Here is a 14,710-nt window from a genome sequence, read left to right on the forward strand (position 1 = left end):
ATGATGATGAGAACAAAAGTTTGGAGAGATGTCCATGAATCAACAGCCATTGGCGTACCGTATGAGGCCGCGGACGATTGAAGAGGTTGCCGGGCAGCAGCACCTTGTCGGCGACGGAAAAATCATCAGCCGGATGGTAAAAGCGAAGCAACTGTCTTCCATGATCCTGTACGGTCCGCCCGGAATCGGCAAAACGTCGATTGCCAGTGCCATTGCCGGGAGTACCCGCTATGCCTTCCGCACATTGAACGCAGTGACGAATAATAAAAAAGACATGGAAATTGTCGCGGCAGAGGCGAAAATGAGTGGAAAAGTCATCCTTCTTTTGGACGAGGTGCATCGGCTGGACAAGGCAAAACAGGATTTCCTGCTCCCCCATCTTGAGAATGGAAGAATCGTCCTGATCGGGGCGACGACGAGCAACCCGTACCATGCAATCAATCCGGCGATCCGAAGCCGATGTCAGATTTTCGAGCTCTTTCCTTTGACCGAGGAAGAGATGAAACAAACATTAGAGCGGGCAATCCATGATGCAGAACGGGGGCTTGGCGAGTACCCGCTTGAGCTGGACGAGGATGCCCTCGATTACTTTGCCCGCGCGGCGAACGGAGATGCGAGAAGCGCATTGAATGCCCTTGAGCTCGCCGTTTTATCAACAGAGCCTGAGAACAGTGGAAAAATCCATATTACAGCGGACATCGCCGCGGAATGCCTGCAGAAAAAGGGACTCGCTCACGACCGGAACGGTGATGCCCATTATGACGTGCTGAGCGGTTTTCAGAAATCAATTAGAGGGAGCGATGCGAATGCTGCGCTCCATTATCTCGGCCGCTTGATTGAAGCCGGCGATTTGCCAAGCATTGCGAGACGGCTGCTTGTCATCGCCTATGAAGACATCGGTCTCGCCAATCCGCAGGCCGGCCCGCGGACGCTCGCAGCAGTGGAGACTGCTGAAAAGATCGGCTTCCCGGAAGCGAGGATCCCGCTCGCCAATGCCGTAATTGAACTATGCCTTTCGCCAAAATCGAATTCGGCGATTACTGCAATCGACGCAGCCCTTGCTGACATCCGTGCCGGGTTATCCGGAGAAGTCCCAGCTCACTTAAAAGACGCCCATTATAAAGGCGCTGCTGAGCTCGGCAGAGGGATCGGCTACAAATATCCGCATGATTACGAATCCGGCTGGGTGAGCCAGCAATATCTCCCAGACAAGCTGAAAAACAAAAAGTACTACGAGCCGAAAAAGACGGGCAAGTTCGAGCAGGCGCTCTCTGCCATCTATGACAATATCCATAAAAAATCGTAAAAAAACATCCCGTACCTTGCGATGCATTGGTACGGGATGTTTGTTTTCCAGCTTACGCTTGTCCTTTATCCGATACACGCTGAATCGGAATATCCTTCAGCAGGTCACGCACCACATAGCTTGCCATGATCAATCCGGCAACAGACGGGACGAATGCATTCGAGGCCGGCGGCATTTGCACCTTGCGGATTTCGGAATCCTCCTTGCCGACAACCTTCTTGACGTCCTCGCGGATGACAATCGGGCTTTCATCCGAAAAAACGACCGGAACGCCTTTTTTATAGCCCTCTTTTCTAAGCCTTGTCCGAATCACTTTTGCAATTGGATCGGTATGCGTCTTGAAAATGTCCTTGACCATGAAGCGGGTCGGATCCATTTTGTTCGCCGCTCCCATCGAAGAAATCATCGGGATGCCGCGTCGCAGGCACTCTTTGATCAGGTGAATTTTGTAAACGATCGTGTCGGATGCATCCACCACATAATCGGGCTTCTCGGCAAAGAACTTCTCATACGTCTCTTCCGTATAAAACATTTTCAGTGCAACCACTTCACAATCAGGATTGATGTCGGCAATTCTTTCCTTCATCAAATCTGCCTTCGGCTGCCCGACTGTGGAAAGCAAAGCGATAATCTGCCTGTTCACATTCGTAATGTCCACATCGTCCTTGTCAACGAGAATCAGCTTACCGACTCCGGAACGGGCAAGAGCTTCAGCAGCAAACGTGCCGACACCTCCGATACCTAGAATGGCAACCGTGGAACCCTTCAGAATATCCAGCCCTTCCTTGCCAAACGCCAGCTCATTACGGGAAAATTGATGCAGCATAACTATCCTCTCCAGACATTCATGTAGTATCTTTTCAGATTAATGGAGAAAAGCAAAACATGCAATTAAAAATACCTTTGACAGCCAGGAAACTTCCTCTTTTTGAATGCTTTTGGGATGGAACAGGCATCTATGTAACTTTCTCATGTGGACTGCTTGCTCGTCGGGAACATTGGAGCGTTCTATGTGACCCTCGCCAGCGAACTGCTCACTCATCGGGCACATTGGAGCATTCTATGTGACCCTCACTGGGATACATCTTAACTATCGGGCACATGGCCGTATCCCACATGCCACACCGCCCTCTTGCAGCCAAAGCCTCCAAAACAACACCAAAAAGCAGCCGCTCGAAAGCGGCTGCTTGTAAGTTCTCAGTTTAGGAAAGTCCCAATCGTGCCGTCCATGTAAATCCTATGTTTTGAACCCGCTCTCAGCAGGTGGGTGTCCTGCCCCAGGCCTCGCGCGTCCTCTCGGAGGAGGCTTGCGCTCGGTCCGGAAACTCCAGACTCCCTAGGTTAAAACTTGTCGGTCAAAACGAAAAGGTGTAAAGACGAACACATCAGGACTTTCTTTTATTGGTTTTATATTAGCACAGCGTTTTTGAAAATTCAACGAGAAAGCGCTTCATTTTGCATTACCGTTCTTTAGTACCAGTCTCTTCCTTGGTCGCTGTTGTGCGAAGGCTGAGCTCTTCCAGCTGGGCTCCGCTCACTTCGTCAGGTGCCTTCATGAGCAAGTCGCTGGCGCTCGCCGTTTTCGGGAAGGCGATGGTGTCACGGAGGCTTTGGCGGCCGGCCAGAAGCATGACCATCCGGTCAAGTCCGAGTGCAATTCCACCATGCGGCGGTGTGCCGTATTCGAAAGCGTCCATTAAAAAGCCGAACTGTTCTTTTGCTTCCTCTGGCGAAAAGCCGAGTGCCGCGAACATTTTTTCCTGGATGTCGCGCTCGAAAATCCGGAGAGAACCGCCACCGAGTTCGTAGCCGTTCAAAACGACGTCATATGCCTCAGCATGGACGCTGGCAGGGTCCGTCTCCAGCAGGTGGAGTTCATCTCTTACCGGCATGGTGAACGGATGGTGCGCGGCATAGTAACGGTCTTCGTCCACGTCGTATTCCAAAAGCGGCCAGTCTGTCACCCAAAGGAAGTTGTATTTTGCTTCGTCGATCAGTCCAAGATCTTTCGCAAGCTTTAAGCGGAGTGCACCGAGCGCTTCGGCTACGACCTTTTTCTTATCGGCAACGAACAGGAGAAGGTCACCCGTCTCGGCACCAACACGAGAAGTCAGGGCAGCCTGGTCTTCTTCGCCAAAGAATTTAGCAATCGGGCCTTTCAATCCTTCTTCCTCGACTTTCATCCACGCAAGACCTTTTGCACCGTAACGGGCGGCAAACTCGCCAAGGCCGTCAATATCTTTCCGTGAATAGCGTGAAGCAGCATCTTTCACGACGAGCGCTTTTACTTCGCCGCCGCCTTCCACTGCACCGGCAAACACTTTGAAGCCTGAGTCGGCTACAAGGTCAGATACATTTTGCAGCTCCATTTCGAAGCGGGTGTCCGGTTTGTCAGATCCGTATCTTGCCATCGCGTCCGCATAGGTCATCGTTGGGAACGGAGTGCTCACTTCTACCCCTTTTGCATCCTTCATCACTTTTTGGAGCATTCTTTCCACCATTTCGCGAATTTCCTCTTTGCCCATAAAGCTCATCTCGATGTCAATTTGGGTAAATTCCGGCTGGCGGTCCGCACGCAGGTCTTCGTCACGGAAGCAGCGAGCGATCTGATAGTACTTGTCAAAACCGCTGACCATCAGCATCTGCTTGAAAATTTGCGGTGATTGCGGGAGCGCATAGAATTCGCCTGGATGAACACGGCTCGGCACGAGATAGTCGCGTGCGCCTTCCGGGGTGCTCTTCGTCAAAATCGGTGTTTCGATGTCAAGGAACCCTTCGTTGTCAAGAAAATTGCGGACTGTTTTTGTAATGTCGCTGCGCAGCTTGAAGACATCAAACATTTCCTTCCGGCGCAGGTCCAGGTATCTGTATTTCAAGCGAATTTCTTCTGCCGCCTCACATTTGTCTTCGATGCCGAACGGCGGTGTTTTCGCCTCATTGATAATCGTAATGTCAGAGACAAGCACTTCGATCTTGCCGGTTTTCAAATTCGGGTTGACGGTATTCTCCTGGCGGCCGACAACCTTTCCTTTAACATCCAGCACATACTCGTTACGGATCTTTTCCGCTGTCGCCAGTGCCTCTTTTGATACCTCAGGATTGAACACAATTTGGACAATCCCTGATCTGTCGCGCAAATCGATAAAAATCAGTCCGCCGAGGTCGCGCCTCCGCTGGACCCAGCCCTTTAACACTATTTCTTCGCCGATCGCCTTCTCGGTGATCTCACCGCAATAATACGTTCTTCCATACATGAAGTGCTTCCTCCTCAACGGCTGATTTTGCCGAATTCTTCTATAAAATTATGGAGCGGATACTGTTCCTGCTCCCCAGTCTCTAAGTTTTTCAACGATGCCGATCCGGTTTCCAGCTCGTCATCGCCTAGAATCAGTGCATATTTGGCACCGAGCCTTTCCGCAGATTTGAATTGTGCTTTAAGCTTGCGGCCCATATAATCACGTTCTGCAGAATATCCGGCATTGCGAAGCTTTTGCAGAAGACCGACAGAATAATCCTGGGCCTTTTCACCAAGTGCAATTACATAAAGATCAGCAGACTGCTTAAAGTCGATTTCCACACTTTCCGCTTCCAACGCGCTGAGTGCACGTTCGATGCTCAGTGCAAAACCGATGCCCGGTGTGCTCGGACCGTCCATGATTTCCTCGACAAGCCCGTTATATCGGCCGCCTCCGCATAGAGTAGTGATTGCGCCGAATCCTTCCGCCTCACTCATGATTTCAAACGCGGTATGATTATAGTAATCAAGGCCCCTGACAAGCGTCGGATCGACGATAAACTCAAAGCCCATCTCTGTCAGATAGCTCTGCACCTTCTCAAAATAAGCAGCAGATTCCTCGCTCAAATAATCCAATATCGACGGAGCCGTCGCCATCAGCTCATGATCCCGGTCCTTCTTGCAGTCCAGGATACGGAGCGGATTCTTTTCAAGACGGGCCTGGCAGTCTCCGCAAAATTCATCGATCCGGCCCGAGAAATGATCGACAAGCGCTTTTCTGTGGGCCGTGCGGCTTTCCGCATCCCCCAGACTGTTAATGACGAGGCGAAGTTTTTTCAAGCCCAATTGGCGGTAAAATTGCATGGCCACTGAAATGACCTCCGCATCAATTGCCGGATCCTTGCTTCCGAGCGCTTCCACACCAAACTGGACAAATTGCCGGTATCTTCCCGCTTGCGGCCTTTCATAGCGGAACATCGGCCCCATGTAATACAATTTGACGGGCTGCTCCGCATTTCCGTACATTTTATGTTCAGCAAAAGAACGGACGACTGCCGCAGTTCCTTCAGGACGAAGCGTTAAATCACGCCCTCCCCTGTCTTGGAACGAATACATTTCTTTTTGGACGATATCGGTTGTGTCGCCGACCCCGCGCTGAAACAATTCTGTTTGTTCAAACATCGGCGTACGGATTTCGTGATACTGATAGCGCCGGCATAGATCACGTGCAGCCGATTCAATCCATTGCCACTTTTCCACCGTTCCCGGCAGGATATCCTGTGTACCCCTAGGTATTTGAATGGACATTGTTTAACCCCCTTATTCGTTATGTAAATACAAAAAGACTCCCGTCCCTTGTTCCGAAAAACAAGGGACGAGAGCCGTATTCCCGCGGTGCCACCCTTTTTGAAGCGTTCATGCTTCCACTTTAAACAGTTAACGCCTGTCCACGTCCATCCTTTACTGAGCGCTGTCGTCCAGCCCCGTTCAAAGCGGAAGCCTACGGAGTGTCTTTCCTCAGAACGAATTGCAGAAATGCTTCCAGCCACGGCATTTCCTCTCTTGGCAGCCCGGTCTCTGAGTACTCTCTCCCTCATTGGCCTGGTATGATTATTTAACAATCATAGTGGAAAGGATCGCCGTTTGTCAATACCGCCCTATGATCTTGTCAGTTTTCCTTTTAAATCCTTCACATCAGCCGGGGCAATCCCGTACTCTCCCGCCGTATCGGCTGTGATCGCGGTATATTCCATATCCAATTGATTTCTTAAGCTGAAATCTACAGGCGGAAGCCCTCTGTTTGCCGCCTGACGAAAATTCTCCTCTGCTCTCATCCGTACGCCTCCTTCGTCTGCGTTTTTGGTCTGTCCTTATGAGACTGCGCAGCCAACTTCACGTTATTGATTCAAAAAGGCAGTCTGGCAGCGGAACGTTTTTGCTTCAATATTCCTGTTAAGTATGTCCTATTTTTAAATAATTATGCTGGACAGAGAGGGTTTGCTTCTTTTTTCTCGAATATAGCCCGTAAGAACGTTTTCCTTTTTTACGAGCCGATGGTAAAATGCATAATGGGAAAGGCGGTCAGAATAAATGCAAAAAAAAATCGTTTTACTCTGTGCCGGTCTGCTCATCCTGGCGTTTTGTATATTGAATACGCCAAAGATTGGAGCGGAAACAGGAAAAATCATCGTCACAGATAACGGGGTGAATGTCCGGGAGCAGCCCGGCACTTCATATCCTGTAATTACCCAGATTCATGAAGGAGAAACGTATCCTTTTAAAAATCATCGGGATGGCTGGTACGAAATCACCTTGCCGGACGGGAAAAAAGGCTGGGTAGCGGACTGGCTCGCCGCCAGAGAAGGCGAGCGCAAGCAAACATCAACCGGGAAAGTGACAGCGGATCGGCTGAACGTCCGAGAAGCACCTGGACAGGATGCGGCGATCACGGGGAAATTGCATGAAGGTGACACAGTACATATCATCAGAAAAACGAACGGCTGGCTTGAAATTGATTTTGAGGGAAAATCGGCTTGGGTAAGCGCCGAATTCGTCTCCTCTTCTTCTGAAAAAGCGGAAACAGCGAAAGAAAGTGCTGCTCCACAAGGCTCGATCAAAATCGTTCATGATGGAACCAACATCCGCGAGGGTGCCGACCTCTCATCAGGAGTTATCGCAACGGCTTCATCAGGTGAAATTTTTCAAGTACTGGAACAAATCGGCGATTGGTTCAAGATCCAGGTTAAAAACGGAAAATCCGGTTATGTGGCCAGCTGGATTGTCACAAAAGAGGACGAGCCAAAAAAGAAAAGCGACAGTAAAGGGCTCGCCGGAAAAACGATCGTTCTTGATCCTGGGCACGGAGGCCGCGACCAAGGGGCATCTGGTGCAAGAGGAACATTGGAGAAAGACCTTACGCTGAAAACCGCGGATTATTTGGCCGATTATTTGGAGAAAGCAGGCGCCTCCGTAATCATGACCCGCTCCAGCGACAAGTACAAAAGCCTCCAGAGCAGAACAGACATCGCCGTGACAAACGAAGCGGATGCGTTTATCAGCCTTCACTATGACAGCGCTGAAAATGACACCATCCAGGGCCATACTACGTACTATTATTATCCTTTTGAAAAAGCGATGGCCGAAGCGATTCATACTGAATTGGCCGCGACATCCAGCACTCGTGACCGCGGCGTCCGCTTTGGCGACTATTTCGTTATCCGGGAAAACTCGACACCTGCCGTTCTTCTTGAGTTGGGCTACATGAGCAATCGAAAAGAAGAAAACATTATTAAAACGAAGCGATACCAGAAAAAAGCAGCCAAGGCGATTTATGAAGGTTTAGATGCCTACTTCAAGCAATAAAACAAAACAAGCGGGAAGAGACAATCGTCTCTTCCCGCTTGTTTATTTCACTTTTCCAGCATCAGCGTAACCGGACCGTCGTTCGTCAAAGAAACGTTCATCATTTCTCCGAAGATACCAGTCTCAACGTGGACGCCTTTTTCCCTCAGCTGTTCGTTGAAGTAATCGTATAGCTTCTCGGCAAGCTCGGGTTTGGCTGCCTCCATGAAGTTCGGCCTCCTGCCTTTGCTGCAATCACCGTATAGTGTGAACTGCGAAATGGAAAGGATGCTTCCACCCACGTCCAACAAGGAGCGGTTCATCTTCCCTTCTTCATCCTCGAACACACGGAGGTGAACAATCTTCTCAGCCAGCCAATTGCACGCTTCTTCCGTATCCTCATGGGTGACGCCGACAAGCAGCATAAAGCCGCTGCCCGCCCGGCCGACAATCTCTCCGTTCACTTCTACACTTGCGTTTTTACATCTTTGCAGTAACACTCTCATGCTCGGTTTTCCCCTTTAATTCATGATCCTGCGGACCGCATATATATCCGGAATTTGCTTGATTTTGTCCACCACTTTGTGGAGATGGGCGATATTGCGGATGGAAATCGTCATAATAATCGTCGCCATCTTGTTTCGGTCTGACCTGCCGGTTACGGCTGTAATATTCGTTTTCGAGGCACTGACTGTCTGAAGAACTTCATTGAGCAGGCCGTTTCGATCATAGCCGTAAATTTCGATCTCTACATTGTATTCTTTCGCCTGATCGTTGCCCGACTCCCACTCGACCGGGATCAGTCGGTTCTCCATCTCATCCGCATCAAGGTTGGGGCAATCCGCCCGGTGAACCGAAACGCCTCGTCCTTTCGTGATAAAGCCGACAATGTCATCGCCAGGAACCGGATTGCAGCAGCGGGACAGTCGGATGAGCAGATTATCCGCTCCTTTGACAGTCACTCCTGCATCATGGCGTTTTTTCCGTTCTTCCTGCTTCGGATCAGCGACAATTTCCTTAATCGCTTCTTCCTCATCTCGCTTTTTCCGCCATTTTTCCGTCAGGCGGTTGGCGACCTGTATAGCCGAGATGCCGTTATAGCCGACAGCTGCGTACATGTCTTCCTCATTCGGGAAGTTGAACTTTTCTGCGACTTTTTTAACGTTATCCGAAGTGAGGATTTCCTTCAGCTCGAAATCCATCTCACGGATTTCTTTCTCAACCATTTCTTTGCCTTTGACGATGTTCTCATCTTTCCGCTGCTTTTTGAAAAACTGCCTGATCTTGTTTTTCGCCTGTGAAGTCTGGGCCAGCTTCAGCCAGTCCTGGCTCGGGCCGTAGGAATGCTTCGAAGTCAGAATTTCAATGATGTCGCCGGTCTTCAGCTTGTAATCGAGCGTAACCATCTTCCCGTTAATTTTCGCCCCGATTGTCTTGTTGCCGATCTCCGAGTGGATGCGGTAGGCAAAGTCAATCGGAACAGAACCGGAAGGCAGCTCAATAACGTCCCCTTTCGGCGTGAAGACGAAAACCATATCAGAAAACAAGTCGATTTTCAGCGACTCCATGAATTCCTCCGCGTTTTCGGATTCATTCTGGAACTCGAGAATCTCACGGAACCAGGATAGCTTCTTCTCAAAAGAGGCAGCCTGGTCCATCTGTTTCCCTTCTTTGTACGCCCAGTGGGCAGCAACCCCGTATTCAGAAATCCGGTGCATCTCCTTCGTCCGGATTTGCACTTCAAGCGGCTCGCCTTTCGGGCCGATCACTGTCGTATGTAGCGACTGGTACATGTTCGGCTTCGGCATGGCGATATAATCTTTGAAACGGCCGGGCATCGGCTTCCAGCATGTATGGATAATGCCAAGGACGGCATAGCAATCCTTGATGCTGTTCACGATGATCCGGACAGCGAGTAAGTCATAAATTTCATTGAATTGTTTATGCTGGTAGACCATCTTCCGGTAAATGGAGTAAATATGCTTCGGCCTGCCTGAGACCTCCGCCTTGATCTCCACCTCATCAAGTCGTTCTTTCACTTCATTCATGACATTTTCCAAATACTGCTCGCGTTCATTGCGCTTTCGTTTCATCAGGTTGACGATCCGGTAATATTGTTGTGGATTCAAATAACGGAGAGAGGTATCTTCCAGCTCCCATTTGATTTTTGAAATTCCGAGTCTGTGGGCTAGAGGGGCAAAAATTTCAAGTGTTTCGTTGGCGATTCTTCGCTGTTTTTCAGGCGGCAGATGCTTAAGCGTCCGCATATTATGAAGTCTGTCCGCCAATTTTATCAATATGACCCGGATATCCTGGGCCATGGCGACAAACATTTTCCGGTGATTTTCCGCCTGCTGTTCTTCCTGTGACTTGTACTTGATTTTTCCGAGCTTCGTCACGCCGTCGACAAGCATGGCAACTTCACTGCCAAATTCTGCAGAAATGTCGGCGATGGTCACATCCGTATCTTCGACGACATCATGAAGAAACCCCGCAGCCACCGTCGCCGGATCCATTTCCAGGTCGGCAAGGATTCCGGCCACCTGAATCGGGTGGATGATATATGGCTCGCCGGATTTGCGAAACTGGTGCTGATGGGCTTCACGCGCGAACTCATATGCCTTCCTAACAAGTGCAACGTGTTCCTCATTTAAATATTTGCTTGTCTTCTGAATCACTTCGTCAGCCGTTAAAATTTGATCATTAGCCATGAGGATCACCTTTTTATAAAAATTAGAAAAAGTCTATTTTGAAAATGGGTATAATCTATATTATCAAGAAAGAAGCGTCTCTTGTAAAGGCATTGTTGGATTTTTGTTGGCATTTGAAGAAATTTGTCGAAAAGTGCTGTAGAAATTGAAGATAAGATAAAGACTGCCCGGGAAGCCGGCATGCGGCTTTCCGGGCAGTCTCTCCTATCAGAACTGCATCAATGTCAGAAGATCATAGCCTTCTAGCTTATTTCTTCCTTCGAGGTACGTCAATTCAATCAGGAACGCGATACCTGCCACGACACCGCCAAGCTTTTCCACAAGTTCGATTGTCGCTTCTATTGTTCCTCCTGTAGCAAGCAAGTCGTCTGTGATCAGAACACGCTGGCCCGGCTTGATCGCATCCTTATGGATGGTAAGGGCATCTTTTCCATACTCTTTTCCGTATGAAGCCTTAATCGTTTCCCGCGGCAATTTTCCTTCCTTCCGGACAGGGGCGAACCCTACTCCGAGCGCATAGGCGACAGGGCAGCCGATAATGAATCCACGTGCTTCAGGACCCACGACGAGGTCGATGCCTTTTTCTTTTGCGTATTCGACAATCTGGTCGGTCGCATAGCGGTATGCATCGCCATTGTCCATCAGGGTCGTGATATCTTTAAATCTGATGCCCGGCTTTGGCCAATCCTCTACTATCGTAATATATTGTTTTAAGTCCATGCTTTTGTTTCCTCCTCATGTAGGACAGGGTTTGCGACCCTCTCATCAAACCATTGCTTGGCCTGTTGAAAAGACGAAAGCAATAATTTATTCTCCACTTCGATTTCCGCCTGCTTTTTCTTGTAAGCGGGAGCCTCGGATAAGTCTTTCTTCATTTTTCCTGGTTGAATGGAAAGAACTCCATCATTCATTGTAACAAATCCCAGTTCAAAAAACACTTTTGACATGAAGGAAATTGTATCGCTTGGCCATCCCCTGTAGGCTGCAAGATCTTTCCCGTGTTTGCTCACATCGAACGTTTTTCTTTTCAGCAGAAAAGCATAATACCACTTAAAATGCTCCCGGGTCGGCAGCTGGCTGAAAAACTGCTCCCGTTCATGTGCAAGGTGAAGATAAATGCGGGCAGGCGACTTGCCGCCGATCAGGTTTTCCACCTGAGCCAGATTTTCAGGCAAGTCATAGAGCACTATATGCTTGCCGTCAAGAATCGCTGCCTTTGCTGCCTCCGCATTTTCTGCAAGCAGCGTCTCGGCGCCTTTTGGCATCGGGAATGGCAAGCGGGCATTTTCCGCCCGGAAAAATACGAATAGCAGGTTATTATCCGGCAAAAGCGGAAGCCATTGTTTTGGCTGTCTATGCCCTCTGAAATCAAACAGCTGCCACTCACTGACTGCAACGTCCTTGAGGAAAATCTGCGGCTTTCTCATCTGGTTCCATTCATTAATCGACAATTCACCGATCACCGACACTTCGGAAACCGGTGAAATGCCGTCTGCAAGATGGCCAAGCTGGAAGCCGATCGCATCGAGCTGTGCCTCGCCATTATCAAGCATCATCTTCAGGTGGTTATGGCTGCTCCCGATTTTCCGGATATCCTTCGTTTTCACTTTATCGATTTTGATAACGGGCTTCGGATTGTCCATCCCATATGGGGCAAGCTTTCCGAGCTCCGCAATCGAAGAGAGACTGATGTCGCCAAGGTCAACCTCAGCATCAAGCCGGGTGACAGGGATGAAATCTTTTTCTTCAAGCTGTTCCTCTGCGGCCCTGTTCAGCCTGTCACGCAATTCATCAACGTCATCAATTGCAAGCGTCATACCAGCTGCCATCGTATGGCCGCCGTAATGCGGAAGGAGATCCGCACAGGCCGACAGATTTTTAAACAGATCGAAGCCCGGGATGCTTCGGGCCGAGCCCTTCGCCATTCCGGTCTCTCTGTCAAAGCTCAGGACAATCGCCGGGCGGTAAAAACGCTCGACAAGCCGGGATGCTACAATCCCGATCACTCCCGGGTTCCATCCTTCCTGGCCGACGACCAGGACAGAATTCGTTTCAAGCGGGAAGTTTTCCTCGACGATCCTGATCGCTTCCTTCGAAATATCAGCAACGATCGCCTGGCGCTCTTTATTCATTCCATCTATTTCATCTGCCAGCATGCGTGCCTGCTCAGAATCCTCCGCCAAAAGCAGCTCAACCGCCGGACCGGCATGGTCCAGACGGCCCGCCGCATTAAGACGCGGGCCGATGGCAAAGCCGACCGTCTCTTCTGTCGCCTCAGCCGGCGACACACCGCTGATTTGGCATAACGCCCTCAAACCCGGACGGTCCGTTTGCGTTAGCCTTTTTAATCCTCGAGAGGCAATCAGCCGGTTTTCCCCTTTTAGCGGAACAAGGTCCGCGATTGTCCCGATAGCGGCAAGATCGAGCAATGCTTCCGGCACTTCCCCGTACAAAGCATGCGCCAGCTTAAAGGCCGTGCCGGCCCCTGCGAGGTAATGAAAAGGATAGCCTGTCCCCGGTAAATTCGGATGGACGATTGCAAACGCATCCGGCAATTCCGGCCGCGGCTCATGGTGATCGGTGATGATCAGGTCCATTCCAAGTTCCTTTGCCACTTCCGCTTCATGAAGCGCGGAAATGCCGGTGTCCACCGTAATGATGAGTGATACACCCGCTTCATGCGCCTTCCGGAAGGCAGCCTCATTCGGCCCGTATCCTTCCGTGAACCGGTTCGGTATGTAGTAGGATGCATTGGCTCCAAGATCGCGCAGGACTGTCATCATAATTGATGTGCTCGTTACGCCATCCGCATCATAATCCCCGTATACGAGAATCGTTTCTCCGGATGCCGCTGCCTTTTTAATACGGTCAACCGCCTTCTCCATTCCCTCCATCATAAAGGGATCATGAAAATCTTGTCTCTCACAATGTAAAAATAATTCCGCCTCTGCGGGGTCAGTGATGCCCCGATTTGCCAGCAAAGCAGCAACGAGGGGCGAAAGATTCAATGTATCCATTAATAGAGCGCGGGCGTCTTCATTCGTTTGATCAACAACCCAGCGCGTTTTTGGCAAAAGCATTTTCTCACTCCTCTTGACTAACTCATTATACAATCCAGGAAGAGCGATTGGAAGATAGAATCATTGCGCATCTTCCGAATAGGGATTGATGTGGACGAGCACATTGTGGACATCCGGCATTTCCATCAGCTTCGCCTTTACCTGCTTTCCAATCATATGGGCCGCTTCGATGGTGATGTTTGGGTCAACTGAAATTTTCAAATCAATAATGACATAATATCCATGCTCCCGTGCGTATAATTCATCGATCCTAAGCACACCGGGAACGGAACTGACCATATCGAAAAACTTAACTGTGTCCTCCTTATGTAGAACATGGTCAAGCGCTGTGTGAATCGAGTCTTTTCCGAGTTTCCATGCCATCACCAATACGAGAATGGATACGACAAGACCAGCGACGGCATCCCCATAGACAAGCCAGGGAATGTCCACCTTTTTCCCGATGATCGATGCCCCGATTCCGATCAGCGCAGCAATCGAAGAGTAAACATCAGACCGGTGCTCGTATGCATTCACGATAAGCGCCTCGCTGTTCAGCTTTTTCCCAAGCGCGTACTTATAACGGAACAGCGCCTCTTTGACGACAATCGAAAAGGCGACGGCATAAATCGCGAGCCCGCTTGGCGCTTCGACTCTCGTGAAAAATGCTTCGATAGAGGATTTCCCGATTTGGACACCGACTATAAAGAGCAAGACAGCGACAATGATGGCCGCAATCGACTCCGCTTTTCCGTGTCCATACGGGTGATCCTCATCAGGCGGCTGTTTTGCCGCACGCAGCCCGACATAGACTGCAAGAGATCCGGCGATATCCGATGCTGAGTGCACGGCATCCGCTATCAGCGCCTTACTATGAGAGATTACGCCAAAAACCCCTTTTACGATCGTTAAAATTACATTGACGATGATTCCAAGCCAAGCGGCAAATTCAGCCTGCTTGAAACGGTCTTTTTCTGTCATGGCTACCTCCTTACATTCCTTGGAACTATTGTAACAAACAGTTGCTCCATGCTATAGCATTTCCCCATCAGATGCA

11 protein-coding genes, 1 other RNA gene and 1 other annotated feature are annotated in these 14,710 nt (G+C 49.8%); of the genes, 2 read left to right on the forward strand and 10 right to left on the reverse strand.

Translation table 11 applies throughout. The features are described from left to right. Positions 1-34: 34 nt before the first annotated feature. Positions 35-1,306 (forward strand): replication-associated recombination protein A, encoded by a 1,272-nt coding sequence (locus tag AC0TWI_RS20380; RefSeq protein WP_488128177.1) that lies wholly within the window; start codon positions 35-37, stop codon positions 1,304-1,306. Positions 1,307-1,358: 52 nt separating this feature from the next. Here the strand turns inward: AC0TWI_RS20380 and AC0TWI_RS20385 are convergent, their stop codons facing one another. The 5 genes from AC0TWI_RS20385 to AC0TWI_RS20405 all read right to left on the reverse strand — a co-directional run bounded on the left by AC0TWI_RS20385 (position 1,359) and on the right by AC0TWI_RS20405 (position 6,376). Continuing rightward, positions 1,359-2,132, reverse strand: a complete 774-nt coding sequence (locus AC0TWI_RS20385) for a tRNA threonylcarbamoyladenosine dehydratase (protein ID WP_488128178.1) — start codon at positions 2,130-2,132, stop codon at positions 1,359-1,361. Positions 2,133-2,512: 380 nt separating this feature from the next. Then, a non-coding RNA gene (gene ssrS, locus AC0TWI_RS20390) (6S RNA) lies at positions 2,513-2,701 on the reverse strand. A gap of 65 nt (positions 2,702-2,766) precedes the next feature. Next, positions 2,767-4,560, reverse strand: a complete 1,794-nt coding sequence (gene aspS, locus AC0TWI_RS20395) for an aspartate--tRNA ligase (protein WP_488128179.1) — start codon at positions 4,558-4,560, stop codon at positions 2,767-2,769. A gap of 14 nt (positions 4,561-4,574) precedes the next feature. Then, positions 4,575-5,849, reverse strand: coding sequence for a histidine--tRNA ligase (hisS, locus tag AC0TWI_RS20400; protein ID WP_488128180.1), 1,275 nt, complete (start codon positions 5,847-5,849; stop codon positions 4,575-4,577). A gap of 60 nt (positions 5,850-5,909) precedes the next feature. Beyond that, positions 5,910-6,148 (reverse strand) — a binding site (T-box leader). A 51-nt stretch (positions 6,149-6,199) separates the two neighbouring features. After that, positions 6,200-6,376, reverse strand: coding sequence for a hypothetical protein (locus tag AC0TWI_RS20405; RefSeq protein ID WP_488128181.1), 177 nt, complete (start codon positions 6,374-6,376; stop codon positions 6,200-6,202). A gap of 256 nt (positions 6,377-6,632) precedes the next feature. Between AC0TWI_RS20405 and AC0TWI_RS20410 the strand changes: the two genes are divergently transcribed. Continuing rightward, positions 6,633-7,904 (forward strand): N-acetylmuramoyl-L-alanine amidase family protein, encoded by a 1,272-nt coding sequence (locus tag AC0TWI_RS20410; protein ID WP_488128182.1) that lies wholly within the window; start codon positions 6,633-6,635, stop codon positions 7,902-7,904. A 47-nt stretch (positions 7,905-7,951) separates the two neighbouring features. Here AC0TWI_RS20410 and dtd read toward each other — a convergent pair whose 3' ends face one another. From dtd to AC0TWI_RS20435, 5 genes are all read right to left on the reverse strand, one after another. Then, on the reverse strand, positions 7,952-8,389 hold the full coding sequence (gene dtd, locus AC0TWI_RS20415) for a D-aminoacyl-tRNA deacylase (RefSeq protein WP_488128183.1): 438 nt from the start codon (positions 8,387-8,389) through the stop codon (positions 7,952-7,954). 15 nt (positions 8,390-8,404) lie between these two features. Beyond that, a complete protein-coding gene (locus tag AC0TWI_RS20420) occupies positions 8,405-10,594 on the reverse strand; it encodes a RelA/SpoT family protein (RefSeq protein ID WP_488128184.1) in 2,190 nt (729 codons plus the stop codon). 207 nt (positions 10,595-10,801) lie between these two features. Then, positions 10,802-11,314, reverse strand: a complete 513-nt coding sequence (locus AC0TWI_RS20425; RefSeq protein ID WP_488128185.1) for an adenine phosphoribosyltransferase — start codon at positions 11,312-11,314, stop codon at positions 10,802-10,804. Next, positions 11,305-13,674 carry a single-stranded-DNA-specific exonuclease RecJ gene (gene recJ, locus AC0TWI_RS20430; RefSeq protein WP_488128186.1) on the reverse strand — a complete coding sequence of 790 codons (2,370 nt, stop codon included), beginning with the start codon at positions 13,672-13,674 and terminating at the stop codon, positions 11,305-11,307. Before recJ ends, AC0TWI_RS20425 begins: the two co-directional genes overlap by 10 nt. A gap of 60 nt (positions 13,675-13,734) precedes the next feature. After that, the gene (locus AC0TWI_RS20435) at positions 13,735-14,634 is read right to left on the reverse strand and encodes a cation diffusion facilitator family transporter (protein WP_488128187.1); all 900 of its coding nucleotides are present in this window, start codon (positions 14,632-14,634) and stop codon (positions 13,735-13,737) included. Between the last annotated feature and the right edge of the window lie 76 nt (positions 14,635-14,710).

It is taken from the genome of Lederbergia sp. B243.17 (genome assembly GCF_057657925.1).